At 66.8% G+C, this 14,056-nt stretch carries 13 protein-coding genes; 3 read left to right on the top strand and 10 right to left on the bottom strand.

The features are described from left to right. Nucleotides 1-53 precede the first annotated feature (53 nt). From ruvB to pdxT, 5 genes are all read right to left on the bottom strand, one after another. On the bottom strand, nt 54-1,142 hold the full coding sequence (gene ruvB / locus ACTHQX_RS04730; protein ID WP_190602651.1) for a Holliday junction branch migration DNA helicase RuvB: 1,089 nt from the start codon (nt 1,140-1,142) through the stop codon (nt 54-56). Next, the gene (gene ruvA / locus ACTHQX_RS04735; RefSeq protein WP_190602650.1) at nt 1,135-1,782 is read right to left on the bottom strand and encodes a Holliday junction branch migration protein RuvA; all 648 of its coding nucleotides are present in this window, start codon (nt 1,780-1,782) and stop codon (nt 1,135-1,137) included. The genes ruvB and ruvA overlap by 8 nt, the downstream gene beginning before the upstream one ends. An 81-nt stretch (nt 1,783-1,863) precedes the next feature. Beyond that, a complete protein-coding gene (gene ruvC, locus ACTHQX_RS04740; protein ID WP_003800677.1) occupies nt 1,864-2,442 on the bottom strand; it encodes a crossover junction endodeoxyribonuclease RuvC in 579 nt (192 codons plus the stop codon). Between the two features lie 31 nt (nt 2,443-2,473). After that, on the bottom strand, nt 2,474-3,229 hold the full coding sequence (locus ACTHQX_RS04745) for a YebC/PmpR family DNA-binding transcriptional regulator (RefSeq protein ID WP_440156093.1): 756 nt from the start codon (nt 3,227-3,229) through the stop codon (nt 2,474-2,476). A 3-nt stretch (nt 3,230-3,232) separates the two neighbouring features. Beyond that, on the bottom strand, nt 3,233-3,964 hold the full coding sequence (gene pdxT, locus ACTHQX_RS04750; protein ID WP_440156092.1) for a pyridoxal 5'-phosphate synthase glutaminase subunit PdxT: 732 nt from the start codon (nt 3,962-3,964) through the stop codon (nt 3,233-3,235). Between the two features lie 90 nt (nt 3,965-4,054). On the opposite strand from pdxT, the gene ACTHQX_RS04755 reads away from it, so the two are divergent. Together ACTHQX_RS04755 and ACTHQX_RS04760 are read left to right on the top strand one after the other, a co-directional pair. Next, nucleotides 4,055-5,344 (top strand): MurT ligase domain-containing protein, encoded by a 1,290-nt coding sequence (locus ACTHQX_RS04755; protein WP_440156090.1) that lies wholly within the window; start codon nt 4,055-4,057, stop codon nt 5,342-5,344. Beyond that, nucleotides 5,341-6,093, top strand: coding sequence for a type 1 glutamine amidotransferase (locus tag ACTHQX_RS04760; protein ID WP_440156089.1), 753 nt, complete (start codon nt 5,341-5,343; stop codon nt 6,091-6,093). Before ACTHQX_RS04755 ends, ACTHQX_RS04760 begins: the two co-directional genes overlap by 4 nt. A 43-nt stretch (nt 6,094-6,136) precedes the next feature. Here ACTHQX_RS04760 and ACTHQX_RS04765 read toward each other — a convergent pair whose 3' ends face one another. Further along, nucleotides 6,137-7,453 carry a CapA family protein gene (locus ACTHQX_RS04765; RefSeq protein WP_440156087.1) on the bottom strand — a complete coding sequence of 439 codons (1,317 nt, stop codon included), beginning with the start codon at nt 7,451-7,453 and terminating at the stop codon, nt 6,137-6,139. 100 nt (nt 7,454-7,553) lie between these two features. Here ACTHQX_RS04765 and ACTHQX_RS04770 point away from each other — a divergent pair, with 100 nt between their 5' ends. Continuing rightward, complete coding sequence (locus tag ACTHQX_RS04770) at nt 7,554-9,566, top strand: M3 family metallopeptidase (protein ID WP_440156086.1); 2,013 nt, start codon at nt 7,554-7,556, stop codon at nt 9,564-9,566. Nucleotides 9,567-9,761: 195 nt separating this feature from the next. Here ACTHQX_RS04770 and pdxS read toward each other — a convergent pair whose 3' ends face one another. The 4 genes from pdxS to thrS form a co-directional block, all read right to left on the bottom strand. Beyond that, nucleotides 9,762-10,688 (bottom strand): pyridoxal 5'-phosphate synthase lyase subunit PdxS, encoded by a 927-nt coding sequence (gene pdxS, locus ACTHQX_RS04775; protein WP_102972340.1) that lies wholly within the window; start codon nt 10,686-10,688, stop codon nt 9,762-9,764. Between the two features lie 139 nt (nt 10,689-10,827). Continuing rightward, entirely contained in the window at nt 10,828-11,448 is a 621-nt protein-coding gene (gene pgsA / locus ACTHQX_RS04780) for a phosphatidylinositol phosphate synthase (protein WP_440156083.1), read from the bottom strand. Then, on the bottom strand, nt 11,438-12,025 hold the full coding sequence (locus ACTHQX_RS04785; protein ID WP_387101218.1) for an HIT family protein: 588 nt from the start codon (nt 12,023-12,025) through the stop codon (nt 11,438-11,440). The genes pgsA and ACTHQX_RS04785 overlap by 11 nt, the downstream gene beginning before the upstream one ends. Before the next feature lie 20 nt (nt 12,026-12,045). Then, complete coding sequence (thrS, locus tag ACTHQX_RS04790) at nt 12,046-14,010, bottom strand: threonine--tRNA ligase (protein WP_440156194.1); 1,965 nt, start codon at nt 14,008-14,010, stop codon at nt 12,046-12,048. Nucleotides 14,011-14,056 lie beyond the last annotated feature (46 nt).

The following is a 14,056-nucleotide window of genomic DNA, read 5'->3' on the forward strand; positions in this document are numbered from 1 at the left end:
CCGGACGTGCCGAGCGTCTTTCCAGTCTAGAGGGAAAAGCTGGGAGGGCGCTGCTATTGCGTGCTGGAAACCCATTCAGACGACGATTCTTCATCGCCCGGGCCGGCCGCGAAAAGGTCCAGGGTTTCCTGCCCGAAGACCCCTGCCGGTACTGCCAGCCCAAGGTGCGTCCAGGCCGGAGCCATGGCGATGCGGCCCCTCGGCGTCCTGCCCAGCAGCCCTTCCCGGACCAGGTATGGTTCGGCTACCGTCTCCACGGTCTCCGGCTCCTCCCCCACGGCGATGGCCAGGGTGGACAGGCCCACCGGGCCGCCGCCGAATTTGGTGATCAGTGCTTCCAGCACTGACCGGTCCAGCCGGTCCAGCCCGCGCTTATCCACTTCATACATGTCCAGTGCCGCAGAGGCGGACCGGGCGTCAATCTGTTCGATCCCGTGGACCAGCGCCCAGTCCCGGACGCGCCGAAGCAGCCGGTTGGCGATGCGGGGCGTGCCGCGCGACCGTCCGGCGATCTCAGTGAATCCGGCCGAGTTCACCTTCAGGTCGAGGAGGCCGGCGGACCTGCGCAGCACCAGCTCCAGCTCCTCCACCGAATAGAACTCCAGGTGGCCGGTGAACCCGAACCGGTCCCGGAGCGGACCCGGAAGAAGTCCGGCGCGTGTGGTGGCACCCACCAGCGTGAAGGGCGGCAACTCCAGCGGAATGGCCGTGGCACCGGCTCCCTTGCCCACCACGATGTCTACCCGGAAGTCTTCCATGGCCATGTAGAGCATTTCCTCGGCCGGACGGGACATCCGGTGGATTTCGTCGAGGAAAAGGACCTCGCCCTCCGACAGTGAGGAAAGGATGGCGGCGAGGTCGCCCGCGTGCTGGATGGCCGGGCCGCTGCTGATGCGCAGCGGGGCGTTCATTTCGGAGGCGACAATCATGGCGAGCGTGGTCTTGCCGAGGCCGGGAGGGCCGGAGAAGAGCACATGGTCCGCGCTGCGCCCGCGCATCCGGGATGCCTGCAACACGAGGGAAAGCTGTTTGCGGACCCTGTGCTGGCCCACGAAGTCGTCGAGGTTCTTGGGCCGGAGCGCCGCCTCGATGGCCCGCTCCTCCGGCTCTTCTCCCCCGGCGACCAGGGACGGCTCAGCCACGGCTGCCTACCCTGTTCCCCGCCCGGGCTCCGTCCTGGCCGAGCCAGCGCAGCGTGGTGCGCAGGATCTCGGCAACGTTGCCTTCGCCGGCAAGTTCCGGCGCATCTGCGAGGGCCTTGTCGATGCTGCCCGTGGCGTCCTTTTCGGACCACCCCAGGCTGGTCATGGCAGCGACGACCTGCGGCTTCCAGACGCCCTCCGATGACGCAGCCGGCGCTCCTGCAGGCGTCGCCGTGCCGTGCGGAACCAGTTTCCCGGCGAGTTCAAGAACTATGCGCCCGCCAACCTTCGGGCCGATGCCCGGGACCTTGGTGAACGTCTTGCTGTCCCCGGTGTGTGCGGCCACGCGGATGGCCTCGGGATCGTGCACGGCGAGGACCGCGAGGGCGAGCCGCGGACCCACCCCGCTGACACTGAGCAGAACGTCGAAAACTTCCCGTTCGTCGTCGCTCGCGAAGCCGAACAGGGTCAGGGAATCCTCCCGGACGATCAGGGACGTGAAAAGCTTCCCTTCCTCGCCGGTCCGCAGCTTGCTGAGCGTCTGAGGCGTCGCGTAGACGCTCATGCCGGCGCCGTTGAGATCGATGACGGCGGTGGACAGTCCGACGTGCGCCACGGTTCCGCGGAGAAAACTAATCAAGGCCGGGGCTCCTGAACTTGCGTCGGCAAGAACCGACTATCCGAACATATCTACGAATACCCTAGCAAGCGCCGGCAGCATTCAGCGTGCACGGCGCGCCTTGGCCTCCGCCTCGGCCCAGGCACGCTGGGCGGGCGTCAACGACTGGCTGCCGGGGCCGGTGGTGGCTACGCTGGCGCCGCTGCCCGCCCGCCATGCGTGCGTGATGGCGAGGGCCAGGGCGTCGGCCGCGTCCGCGGGACGCGGCGGAGCATCGAGCCGGAGAATCTTGGTGACCAGCTTGGTCACGGCCTCCTTGTTCGAGGATCCGCTCCCGGTCACCGCCGCCTTGACCTCCGACGGAGTGTGCAAAGCCACGGGGATGCCGCGCCGGGCCGCGGCGGCGATGACGACACCGGAGGCCTGGGCCACGCCCATGACCGTGCTGACGTTGAGCTGCGAGAAAACACGCTCCACCGCCAGCACGTGTGGCTCGTAACGGTCGAGCCAGTCGTCAATGGCCAAGGCGATCACCAGCAACCGCTGGTCGAGTGTTTCCTCGGGGGACGTCCCCACCACACCGACGGCCACCATGGTGGCCCGGCGGTTCTTTTCGACGTCCACCACGCCGATGCCGCAGCGGGTCAGCCCGGGGTCGATGCCCAGTACGCGCAGCGTCACGTGTAACCGCCCCGGTCCGCCGCGCGGAAAGTCACTCGGCTTCCAGGGCTGCCTGAACTTCGTCGCTGAGGTCAGCGTTGCTGTAGACGTTCTGGACGTCGTCGAGGTCCTCGAGGGCGTCAACGAGCTTCATGAACTTCTTCGCGGCCTCAAGGTCCAGCGGCACCTCCATGGAGGGTACGAATTCGGCCTCGTCGGTGTCGTAGTCGATGCCGGCTTCCTTGAGCGCGTCGCGGACAGCCTGGAGGTCCTTCGGGTCCGAATGGATCTCGAAGTTGTCCCCGTTGTCCTTGACTTCCTCGGCGCCGGCGTCCAGCACGGCCATGAGGACGTCGTCCTCGGTCAGGTCGTTCTTGGGCAGGGTGACCACGCCCTTGCGGGTGAACAGGTAGCTGACCGAGCCGGGGTCGGCGATGGTGCCGCCGTTGCGCGAGATGGCAAGACGGACCTCGGATGCCGCGCGGTTTTTATTGTCGGTAAGGCACTCGATCAGCAGCGCCGAGCCCTGCGGGCCGCGGCATTCGTACATGATCTCGGTGTAGTCCACGACCTCGCCGGTGAGCCCGGCGCCGCGCTTGATGGCGCGGTCGATGTTGTCGTTCGGAACGGAAGTCTTCTTGGCCTTGGTGACGGCCAGTTCGAGTCCGGGGTTGCCCGCGAGGTCCGGGCCGCCCATGCGGGCCGCGACTTCGATGTTCTTGATCAGCTTGGCGAACGACTTTGCCCGGCGGCTATCAATGATGGCCTTCTTGTGCTTGGTCGTTGCCCATTTGGAGTGGCCTGACATGCTTTACGCTTCTCCTCTGATCATGCGAATAAAAAGTTCATGCACGCGCTTCTCCCCTGTCACTTCCGGATGGAAGGAGGTGGCCAGCAGCTGGCCTGAACGCACTGCAACAATTCTAGCCGTCCCCTGCAGATCGGCCGCGTGGGAGGCATGCTCCTGGTCGGCTGGCTCCACCTGCGCCAGGACCTCGACGCCGGGCCCCACGCGCTCCACCCACGGCCCGCGGATGAACACCGCGTGAACCGGGGCCACGCCCTGCTCGGTGGCGCTGAACTCCAGCCCCTTGAACTCGAGGTCGGTCTCGAAGGACTCGCGCTGCCGGCCGAATGCGTTGCGCCGCACCGTGATGTCCAGGCCGCCGAACGTCTGCTGGGGGTTCCCGGCCAGGTCCGCTGCGGGGTCGGCGATGTCATGTGCCAGCAGGATCATTCCCGCACACGAGCCGAAGACCGGGAGCCCGTCGGCGATCCGCTGCCGCAGCGGCTCGGCGAGGTCGAACGCGCGGGCCAGCTTGTCGATGGCCGTGGACTCGCCGCCGGGAATGATGAGCCCGTCGAGTCCCTCGAGCTCGGCGGGGCGGCGGACACCGACGCCTGTGGCGCCTGCAGTCTCGACCGCCCGGAGGTGCTCACGGAAGTCGCCCTGCAGTGCCAGAACGCCGATGCGCAGGCCGGACCCGGGCTTTTCGGGCACGCCAGCCGGGCGCGGAAGGGCGCTGGAAAGGGAATTGGTCATCTAAACAGCATAGTGTCCCCGGCACAAACCACCGTTCCCGACGGGGCCGCCCGCCACATTGCATGCCGCTGCTGGGATATATTACAGAGCATGTTTTCCCTCAGCGTTCCGCTCGGCAAATTCGTTCGCCGGGCCTCCCGGCTCAGGGGCGGAGGCTCTGCATTCCCCGGCCTGGTGGTCGAAAAAATTGATCCCGGCTTCATGCAGCGGACCCTGTCCACCCTTCCCCACGGCGTGGCCGTGGTCAGCGGCACCAACGGCAAGACCACCACCACCAAGATGGTGGTGGAGCTGCTGGAAAGCCAGGGCCTGAAGGTGTTCACCAACCGCACGGGAAGCAACTTCACCCGGGGCGTCGCGGCCGCCCTGATCGGCGACGTCGACTGGCGCGGACGGCTCGACGCCGATGTCGCCGTGCTGGAGCTGGACGAGGCCCACGCCGTGCATTTCGTCAACCGCGTCCCGCCGCGCTACAGCCTTTTGCTGAACGTACTCCGCGACCAGCTGGACCGCTTCGGAGAGATCGACAAGACAGCCCAGCTCCTCCAGCACATCGCCTCCAAGACGACGGGGACTGTGGTGCTGAACCGCGAGGACCCGCGCGTGGCCCGGATCGCCGGTACGCTGCAGGGTCCCGAGGTCCTCTACTTCGGCCTGGACGACTCCCTGCTGGGGACCTTCCCCAGCGACGATGAACTCCGCGCCGGGCCGGGCAGCCCCGTGCCTGCGGTACCGCAGAGGCCCCAGGCCGACGTCGTTCTCCGCCGCGTGGGTGCCGATGACGCAGACTTTGAGTACGACGGCGTCACGGTCACCACCGGGATGAAACTCCGCGGCGTCTACAACATCTTTAACGCCGCGGCTGCGCTGGCCCTGGCCCGCAGCATCTGCGGCAGCGGCGCGGCCACGGCGGACCACGGCACCCTGCTGAAGGCCCTCTCGGAGGTGGCCCCGGCATTTGGGCGCGGCGAAAGCCTCACGGTGGACGGGCTCCCCCTGGATCTGGTCCTGGTCAAGAACCCGAGCGGCTTCCGGCTGGGCCTCAAGTCGTTCCCCTCGGGCGGCTACGCCACCATGATCGCGATCAATGACAATTACGCTGACGGCCGCGACATGTCCTGGCTGTGGGACGTTGATTTCGACTCGCTGCGCGCGGATGGTGTGGACCAGGTCACCGGCTCCCGGGCGTACGACATGGCCCTGCGCCTGCAGTACGACGAAGTGCAGATCGGGGCGGTGGACACCGACATCCCGGCCGCCCTCGCCGACTTCATCCGCAAGGGCAAAGGCAAGCCGAAGCGCGTCTTCTGCACCTACACCGCGATGCTCGCCATCCGCCGTGAGCTGTCCAAAATCACCACAGTGGAGGTGGTCTCTTGACCCCCGATTCGACCGCCGGCACTACCGCGTCAAAGGGAACCATCCGGGTCCTGCAGCTGTACCCGCGCGAGATGAACATCTACGGCGACTGGGGCAATGCCCTGGTGCTGCAGCAGCGCCTGAAGTGGCACGGATACACGCCGGAGCTGCTCGAGTACAACGTGGGCGATGAGTTCCCGGAGGGCGTGGACATCATCCTCGGCGGCGGCGGGCAGGACAGCGGCCAGCTTGTCATCCAGGATGACCTGCAGTCACGGGCCAGCCTCCTCAAGGGGATGGCCGAGGATGGCACGCCCATGCTGCTCATCTGCGGGCTGTACCAGCTGTTCGGCCGCTTCTTCAAGACCCGCTCGGGCCCGGTCATTCCCGGCATCGGAGTCCTGGACGTGGAGACCCACGGCACGGATGAGCGGCTGATCGGCAACGTCAAGGTCACCACCGCGGAGTTCGGCGAGGTCCTGGGCTACGAAAACCACAGCGGGCAGACCACCCTTGGTCCCGGCGTCGCACCGCTGGGGACGGTGGCGAAGGGAACCGGCAACAACAGCAGCGACGGCCAGGAGGGAGCCCGGTACCGCAACATTGTGGCCAGCTACCTGCACGGTTCCCTGCTGCCCAAGAACCCGGCCATCGCCGACTTTCTGATCCGGACCGCCGTCGAACGCAAGTACGGAAGCTTCACACCGGGCGAAGCGGATGACCGCTACGCCGTCCTGGCCCGCGAGCACGCGGCCCGCCGGCCGCGTTAGGACTAGCGGGAACGGGACACAGTCCCGTTTCAGCTCACGGCTGTCAGCGTTCCTTGGTGACCAACAGCTCGCGGGCTCCGGCCTGCGCCGCGCCCATGGACTCAACCACCTGTTTGGTCCGCAGCCGGGTGTCGGCGTCCGCCGCGGGACTGGCGCAGACGCCCTGCGGGGCGTCCGCGGCCACCGAGCACCAGCGGTAGGGGGCGCTGACGATGACCGACGGCGCCCAAGCGACGTCGGAGGCGGTCCATGTACCGGCACCGTCCTGGCTGAACTGTGCGCGGAGCAGCAGGCCCTCGTTGTTGACGACGTACGTCGGGGACAGTTCTGTTATGCCGTTGCCTAAGCCATAGGCGATCCAGGTTCCCTTGTACTTTTCGATGGGGAGCACTGAATGCGTGTGGTGCCCGTAGATCATGGTGAACTGGCCGCTGTCCGCCAACGCATGCGCCACGTCCAGCTGCTGGGCGTTCGGGGTACTCGCGTACTCGTCCCCCGCGTGCATGGCGCCCAGGACGATGTCCGCGCCCAGCTTTCTCGCCTCCTTGGCCTTGGCGATCATTGTGGCGGCGTCGAGCATGTCCACCTGCCACGGCTGTTCCGGGACCTGCCCGTTGAGTCCATAGGTGCCCTCAATGACGGCAATCCGGGCGGCGTCGGTCTGCAGTATGAGGATGCCCTTGGACTCGGCCTGCGTACGGTACGAACCGGTGTGTTCCAGCCCTGCTGCATCCAGCACATCGAGGGTTCTGGCGAGGCCCTCGGTGCCCTGGTCGATGGTGTGGTTGCTGGCGGTGGTGCAGGCGCGGTAACCGACCGACTTGGCGGCAGCGGCGATTTGCGGTGGGACGTTGAAGGACGGATACGCGGAAAAGGGTCCCCCGGGCAGCGCCACCGGCGTTTCCTGGTGGCAAATGGCGAGGTCGCTCTGTTCGATGTAGCGCCGCTGTCCTTCCAGCAGCGGGCCGAAGTCCAGTCCCTTGACCCCGCCGGCGACGGCATCTTCGTGGGCCTGCTGCCACAACTGGGTGTGCACCAGCATGTCACCGGTCACCAGGACGGACGTGCAGCGGACCGATGCGCAGGCTGGACCGGCACCCGGGGTTGGGGTCGTTTCGGCGCTCGGCGTGGGGTCCGCCGTCGGCGTTGCAGGGGCAGCTCCGGTGCTGGACTGCTGTGCCGGGCGCGAGGGCTGGTTGCCGGACGCACCGGCAGGCTGGCTGGCGGACGCACTGCCGGATTCGTTGCCTGACTGCTGCCCGGCCTGCTCGGCGGCCACGCCGCACGACGCCAGCCCCGCCATCAGCAGTGCAGCAGTGGCCGCCTGAAACGCACGGCCGGATACGTCATTGTTCCCCATGACCCCAGCGTAAGTCCGCGGCACGCAGACGGCCGGCAACCCGCCCGGAGAAGCACGCCAAAACATTGTGCACCGCAGAGCTGCATGAAAGGGTTGCTTCATGACCAATCCCCTCCTCTCCCCCAGTGCCCTGCCCTTCGGTCTGCCGCCGTTTGCCGCCATCAGCGACGACCACTACGCCGAGGCGGTTGACGCCGGGCTCATCGACCACCTGGCCGAGATTCAGGCCATCGTGGACAACCCCGAGACCCCCACGTTCGACAACACGGCGCTGGCCATGGAGAAGTCCGGCCGGCTGCTGGACCGCGCCGCGGCTTCCTTCTTCACCCTGGTTTCGGCCGATGCCTCCGAGGCCATCAGGAAGCTGGAGACCGACCTGTCGCCTCGCTTCGCCGCCCATCAGGATGCGGTATACCTGAACCGGGAACTCTACGAGCGGTTCGCCGCTGTGGATACCTCGGGCCTGGACGCCGAAGCCGCAAGGCTTGTCGAGGAGTACCTCAAGGAGTTCCGCCAGTCCGGGATCCAGTTGGACGACGCCGGCCAGGACCGGCTCCGTTCGCTGAACGCCGAGCTGTCCCGGCTGGGCACGGAATTCGGCCAGCGCGTCAAGGAGGCGATGAAGTCCGCCGCCCTGCTGCTGGAGAGTGCCGATGATCTGGCCGGCCTTCCCGCGGATGAGATCGCCAGCGCCGCGGAAGCAGCCCGGGTTGCCGGCCATGACGGCAAGTTCCTCCTGACGCTGATCCAGCCAAGCAACCAGCCGGCCCTGGCAGCATTGGACAACCGGGACGTGCGCCGGCGGCTCTTCGAAGCGTCGGTGGCCCGCGGCAGCACCGGCGGTGACCTCGATGTGCTCGACCTCGTCAACTCCCTGGTCCGGCTCCGCGCCGAAAAGGCCGCCCTGCTGGGCTTCGCCAACTATGCCGAACTGGTGGTGGACCGGCAGACGGCTCCGGACTTCGGAGCTGTCCGGTCCATGCTGAACCGGCTGGCGCCGGCTGCCGTCCGGAACGCCGACGCCGAGGCCGCGGCCCTGGCCGAGAGCGCAGGCCACCCGCTGGAGGCCTGGGACTGGGCCTACTACTCCGCCCAGGTGCGTCGGGAACGGTACACGGTGGACGAGCAGGCCCTGAGGCCGTACTTCGAGCTGGACCGGGTACTGACGGACGGCGTGTTCTTCGCCGCGACCTCACTCTTCGGCATCACCTTCCATGAGCGCAGGGACCTTGCCGGCTACCACGAGGACGTCAGGATCTGGGAGGTCCGGGACGCGGACGGAACAGAACTGGGGCTGTTCCTCGGCGACTACTACACCCGCGAAACAAAGCGGGGCGGGGCGTGGATGAATTCGCTGGTGGACCAGTCGGCACTTCTGGGCACCAAGCCGGTGGTCATCAACAACCTGAACATCTCCAAGCCGCCCGCGGGTGAGCCCACGCTGCTCACGCTTGATGAGGTGCGTACGGCGTTCCACGAGTTCGGCCATGCCCTGCACGGGCTGTTCTCCGACGTCACGTACCCCCGTTTCTCCGGCACGTCCGTGCCGCGGGACTTTGTGGAGTACCCGTCCCAGGTCAACGAAATGTGGATCATGTGGCCGGAGGTGCTGTCCAACTACGCCCGCCACCACGCCACCCGGGAGCCGCTGGCCCAGGACGTCGTCGACCGGCTAAACGCGTCCCGGCTGTGGGGCGAGGGCTTCGCCACCACTGAGTACCTCGGTGCGGCGCTGCTGGATCTGGCCTGGCACGTCCTGGACACGGACGGCGTTCCGCAGGACGCCCTGGAGTTCGAGGCGAAGGCACTGGCCGCGGCAGGTGTTGCCCATCCGCTGATTCCGCCGCGCTACCGCACGGGCTATTTCCAGCACATCTTCGCGGGCGACGGCTACTCTGCGGGCTACTACTCCTACATCTGGAGCGAGGTGCTGGACGCTGAGACCGTGGACTGGTTCACGGAGAACGGCGGTCTCAACAGGGCCAACGGCGACCGGTTCCGCGCCGAGCTGCTCTCGCGCGGCAACAGCCGGGACCCGCTCGAGTCGTTCCGCACCCTGCGAGGACGCGACGCACGGCTAGAGCCCCTCCTCAAGCGCCGCGGCCTGGAATAAAGTACGACGCCGGCCCGCCACCAGGAGAGGTGGCGGGCCGGCGTCGTTCTATCAGGAGCGCAAGCGCCGGGCGGCGTTATCCGGCAGCGTGCGTAAAAGGGGCCCCGCGCCCCAGCTCGCCGCGAAGCGGCCTTAGCTGGGCATGGGGATTAGCACGCAGAGGATGTCGCCGTTCGGCGCCCCCAAGGCGCGAGCTTACCAGCCGCGCTCGGCGAGGCGGTGCGGCTGCGGGATCTCGTCCACGTTGATGCCGACCATGGCCTCACCCAGGCCGCGGGAGGCCTTGGCGATGACGTCCGGGTCGTCGAAGAAGGTGGTGGCCTTCACGACGGCCGCGGCACGCTGGGCCGGGTTGCCGGACTTGAAGATGCCCGAGCCAACGAACACGCCGTCGGCGCCGAGCTGCATCATCATCGCGGCGTCGGCCGGGGTGGCGATGCCGCCGGCGGTGAACAGGACGACGGGGAGCTTGCCGGTGGCGGCAACTTCCTTGACCAGTTCGTACGGGGCCTGCAGTTCCTTGGCCGCAACGTACAGCTCGTCCTCGGGCAGGGCCGCGAGCTTGGCGATCTCGGCGCGGATCTGGCGCATGTGCCCGGTGGCGTTGGAGACGTCGCCGGTGCCGGCCTCGCCCTTGGAGCGGATCATGGCCGCGCCCTCGTTGATGCGGCGCAGCGCCTCGCCGAGGTTGGTGGAACCGCAGACGAAGGGAACCTTGAAGTTCCACTTGTCGATGTGGTTGACGTAGTCGGCCGGGGTGAGGACCTCGGACTCGTCGATGTAGTCGACGCCGAGGGACTGCAGGACCTGGGCCTCGACGAAGTGACCGATCCGGGCCTTGGCCATGACCGGGATGGAGACGGCATCGATGATCTGGTCGATCATGTCCGGATCGGACATGCGGGACACGCCGCCCTGGGCGCGGATGTCGGCCGGGACGCGCTCGAGCGCCATGACGGCAACGGCACCGGCGTCTTCGGCGATGCGGGCCTGTTCGACGTTGACGACGTCCATGATGACGCCGCCCTTGAGCATCTCTGCCATGCCGCGCTTGACGCGGTTGCTGCCCGTCACGCTGTTGGCGGACGAGCCGGCTTCGTTGCTTACATCAGGTGTAGACACAAAAACCCCTATGGGTAGCTAGATGACCTTTCGCCGGCAGTGCAGGCGGCAAGGACATGCCCTTTAGCACACACCGGAATACCGGATTCATTGACCGGCAGTCCTAATATACTAGTCCCACCGCGGCAGACCGGCTTAATCAGGTCTGTTCAGAGTCTTCCAGCGCTTGGAGGCGCACGGCCAGGACGCGCTGGACCACCGTGACGAGGCTCGCCGCCGCCAGCAGTACCAGAGTCGCCAGCAGTACAACGGGCGGCAACCCAACGCCGGTAAGGCCGGTGATCACCAGGACGGAGACCAGCCGTTCGGCACGTTCGGCAATGCCCACGTTCGCCTGGAAACCGAGGGATTCGGCCTTCGCCCGGACATAGGAGACCACCATGCCAAGGACAAGGCAGACGACGGCGGCAATGGCTATGGGGACATCCGCACCGCCGGTGAAAAACCAGATGGCCAGGCCGGCAAAAAGGGCGCCGTCAGCCAGCCGGTCCAGGCTGGAGTCCAGGAAGTTGCCCCAGCGCCCGCCGAGGTTCTGCATCCGGGCCATGATGCCGTCGATGACGTCGGAGAAGATGAACAGGGTGATAAAAATCGTTCCCCACCAGAGCTGGCCCAGCGGATAGAACACCAGGGCCCCGACCACCACGCCGGCCGTTCCCACAATGGTGATCGCGTCCGGCGAGACGCCAATTTTCAGAAGCCAGCGTGCAAGCGGGGTAAACAGCGCGGTGAAGAACCCGCGGGCATGCCTATTCAGCATGCGTCTCCCCGGGCCAGGCGTCGGCGACCTGCTGGCGGACCTCGTCGAGGGTCTGGGTGATCGCCTTGGTCTGGGCGATGATCGGAAAAAAGTTTCCGTCCCCGCCCCAGCGCGGAACGATGTGCTGGTGCAAATGCCCTGCGATACCGGCCCCGCCCACAACCCCCTGGTTCATGCCCAGGTTGAAGCCGCCGGGATTCGCCACCTTCCGCAGAACCCGCATGGCGGTTTGCGTCAGCTCGGCGAACTCGGCTGTCTCCTCCACCGTCAGGTCTGTGTAATCGGGGACGTGGCGGTAGGGGCACACCAGCAGGTGGCCGGGGTTGTAGGGGAACAGGTTCAGCACCACGTAGCTCGTGCGTCCGCGGTACACGATGAGCGACTCCTCATCGGTGCGCGCTGGCGCGATGCAGAACGGGCAGTCGTCCTGGTTCTTGAACTGGTGCTGCCCGCCCTTGATATAGGCCATGCGGTGCGGAGTCCACAGCCGCTGGAAGGCATCCGGAACGCCGGCGAGGCCAAAATCGTCCGTCACCTCCGCGTCGCCCGGATAGCCCGACCCTGTGTTGTCCTGCACGTGTGCCCCCTCCGCCGCGGCTAGCTGGTCCGGTCGCGGACGGCGTCCACAATCCGCTGGACAGCCTCGGCCACGGGCACGCCGTTGTCCTGGCTGCCATCCCGGAACCGGAAGGACACGGCGCCCGCCTCGGCGTCCTCACCGCCGGCGATCAGCACGAACGGGATCTTGTCCTTGCTGGCCGTGCGGATCTTCTTCGGGAAACGGTCCGAGGAGATGTCCACCTCGGCGCGGATGCCGGCAGCCTTGAGCTTGTCGACGACGTCGAACATGTAGTCGTTGAAGGCCTCCGCCACCGGGATGCCCACCACCTGCACCGGAGCGAGCCATGCCGGGAAGGCTCCGGCATAGTGCTCGGTGAGGACGCCCATGAACCGCTCCACCGAACCGAACAGGGCCCGGTGGATCATGACCGGACGCTGGCGGGTGCCGTCGGCGGCCTGGAACTCGAGTTCGAAGCGCTCGGGCAGGTTGAAGTCGAGCTGGATCGTGGACATCTGCCAGGTGCGGCCCAGGGCATCCTTCGCCTGGACAGAAATCTTGGGTCCGTAGAACGCGGCTCCGCCCGGGTCCGGAACGAGCTCCAGCCCGGAGGCCTCGGCCACTTCGGCCAGGGTGCGGGTGGCTTCCTCCCAGGCGGCGTCGTCGCCGACGAACTTGTCCTCGTTCTTGGTAGACAGCTCGAGGTAGAAGTCGTCCAGGCCGTAGTCCTTGAGCAGGCCGAGGACGAAGTTCAGCGTGGTGGTGAGCTCGTCCTTCATCTGCTCGCGGGTGCAGTAGATGTGGGCGTCGTCCTGTGTCATGCCCCGCACGCGGGTCAGTCCGTGGACCACACCGGACTTCTCGTAGCGGTAGACGGAACCGAATTCGAAGAGCCGCAGCGGCAGTTCGCGGTAGGACCGGCCGCGTGAGCGGAAGATGAGGTTGTGCATGGGGCAGTTCATCGGCTTCAGGTAGTAGTCCTGGCCGGGCTTGCGGACGGTGCCGTCCTCGTTGTGCTCAGCGTCGATGTGCATCGCGGGGAACATGCCGTCCCGGTACCAGTCCAGGTGGCCGGATACCTCGTACAGGTGACCCTTGGTGATGTGCGGGGTGTAGACGAACTCGTAGCCGGCGTCCACATGGCGCTGCCGGGAGTAGTCCTCCATCGCCTTGCGGATGATGCCACCCTTGGGGTGGAAGACCGGCAGGCCCGAGCCCAGCTCGTCGGGGAAGGAGAACAGGTCCAGCTCGGCGCCAAGCTTCCGGTGGTCGCGGCGCTCGGCCTCGGCGATGCGCTCCTGGTACGCCTTGAGGGCGTCCTTGGTGGGCCACGCGGTGCCGTAGATGCGCTGCAGCTGCTGGTTGTTCTGGTTTCCCAGCCAGTATGCCGCCGAGGAACGGGTCAGGGCGAAGGCGTTGGAGATGAGCTTGGTGTTGGGCAGGTGGGGGCCGCGGCACAGGTCGCACCAGACGCTGTCCCCGCTCTTGCGGTCGACGTTGTCGTAGATGGTGATGTCGCCGGCGCCCACTTCGACGTTGACGCCTTCGCCGGCGTCGGCGGCGTCGTTCTTCTTGCCCAGCAGTTCGAGCTTGTAGGGCTCGTTCTTCATGGCTTCGCGGGCCTCGTCCTCGGAGACGACGCGGCGGACGAACTTCTGGTTCTGGTTGACGATCTTGAGCATCATCTTTTCCAGCTGGCGCAGGTCCTCCGGAGTGAAGGGCTCCTCGACGTCGAAGTCGAAGTAGAACCCGTCAGTGATGTAGGGACCGATGCCCAGCTTGGCGTCCGGGCGCAGCTGCTGCACCGCCTGGGCCATCACGTGGGCGGTGGAGTGGCGCAGCACGTTGAGCCCGTCGGGGGAATCGATGGTGACGCCTTCAACCTGGGCACCCTCGGGAAGGGGCTGGTCCAGGTCCTTGAGTTCGCCGTCGACCCGGGCCACTACGATGTCGCGGCGCTCAAAGAAGAGTTCCGCGCCGGTGGTCCCGGTAGTCACCTTCATTTCTTCGCCATCGACGATGAGGGTGATCTGCTGGGCATCTGACACG

This window comes from Arthrobacter sp. SAFR-023 (assembly GCF_051965295.1).
Lineage (GTDB): Bacteria > Actinomycetota > Actinomycetes > Actinomycetales > Micrococcaceae > Arthrobacter.

Excerpts from the sequence above, each read along its gene's own strand:
- thrS (WP_440156194.1), bottom strand. The coding sequence starts at position 14,010 with ATGAAGGTGACTACCGGGACCACCGGCGCGGAACTCTTCTTTGAGCGC.
- ACTHQX_RS04745 (WP_440156093.1), bottom strand. The coding sequence starts at position 3,229 with ATGTCAGGCCACTCCAAATGGGCAACGACCAAGCACAAGAAGGCCATC.
- ACTHQX_RS04755 (WP_440156090.1), top strand. The coding sequence starts at position 4,055 with ATGTTTTCCCTCAGCGTTCCGCTCGGCAAATTCGTTCGCCGGGCCTCC.
- ACTHQX_RS04765 (WP_440156087.1), bottom strand. The coding sequence starts at position 7,453 with ATGGGGAACAATGACGTATCCGGCCGTGCGTTTCAGGCGGCCACTGCT.
- pdxT (WP_440156092.1), bottom strand. The coding sequence starts at position 3,964 with ATGACCAATTCCCTTTCCAGCGCCCTTCCGCGCCCGGCTGGCGTGCCC.
- pgsA (WP_440156083.1), bottom strand. The coding sequence starts at position 11,448 with ATGCTGAATAGGCATGCCCGCGGGTTCTTCACCGCGCTGTTTACCCCG.
- ACTHQX_RS04770 (WP_440156086.1), top strand. The coding sequence starts at position 7,554 with ATGACCAATCCCCTCCTCTCCCCCAGTGCCCTGCCCTTCGGTCTGCCG.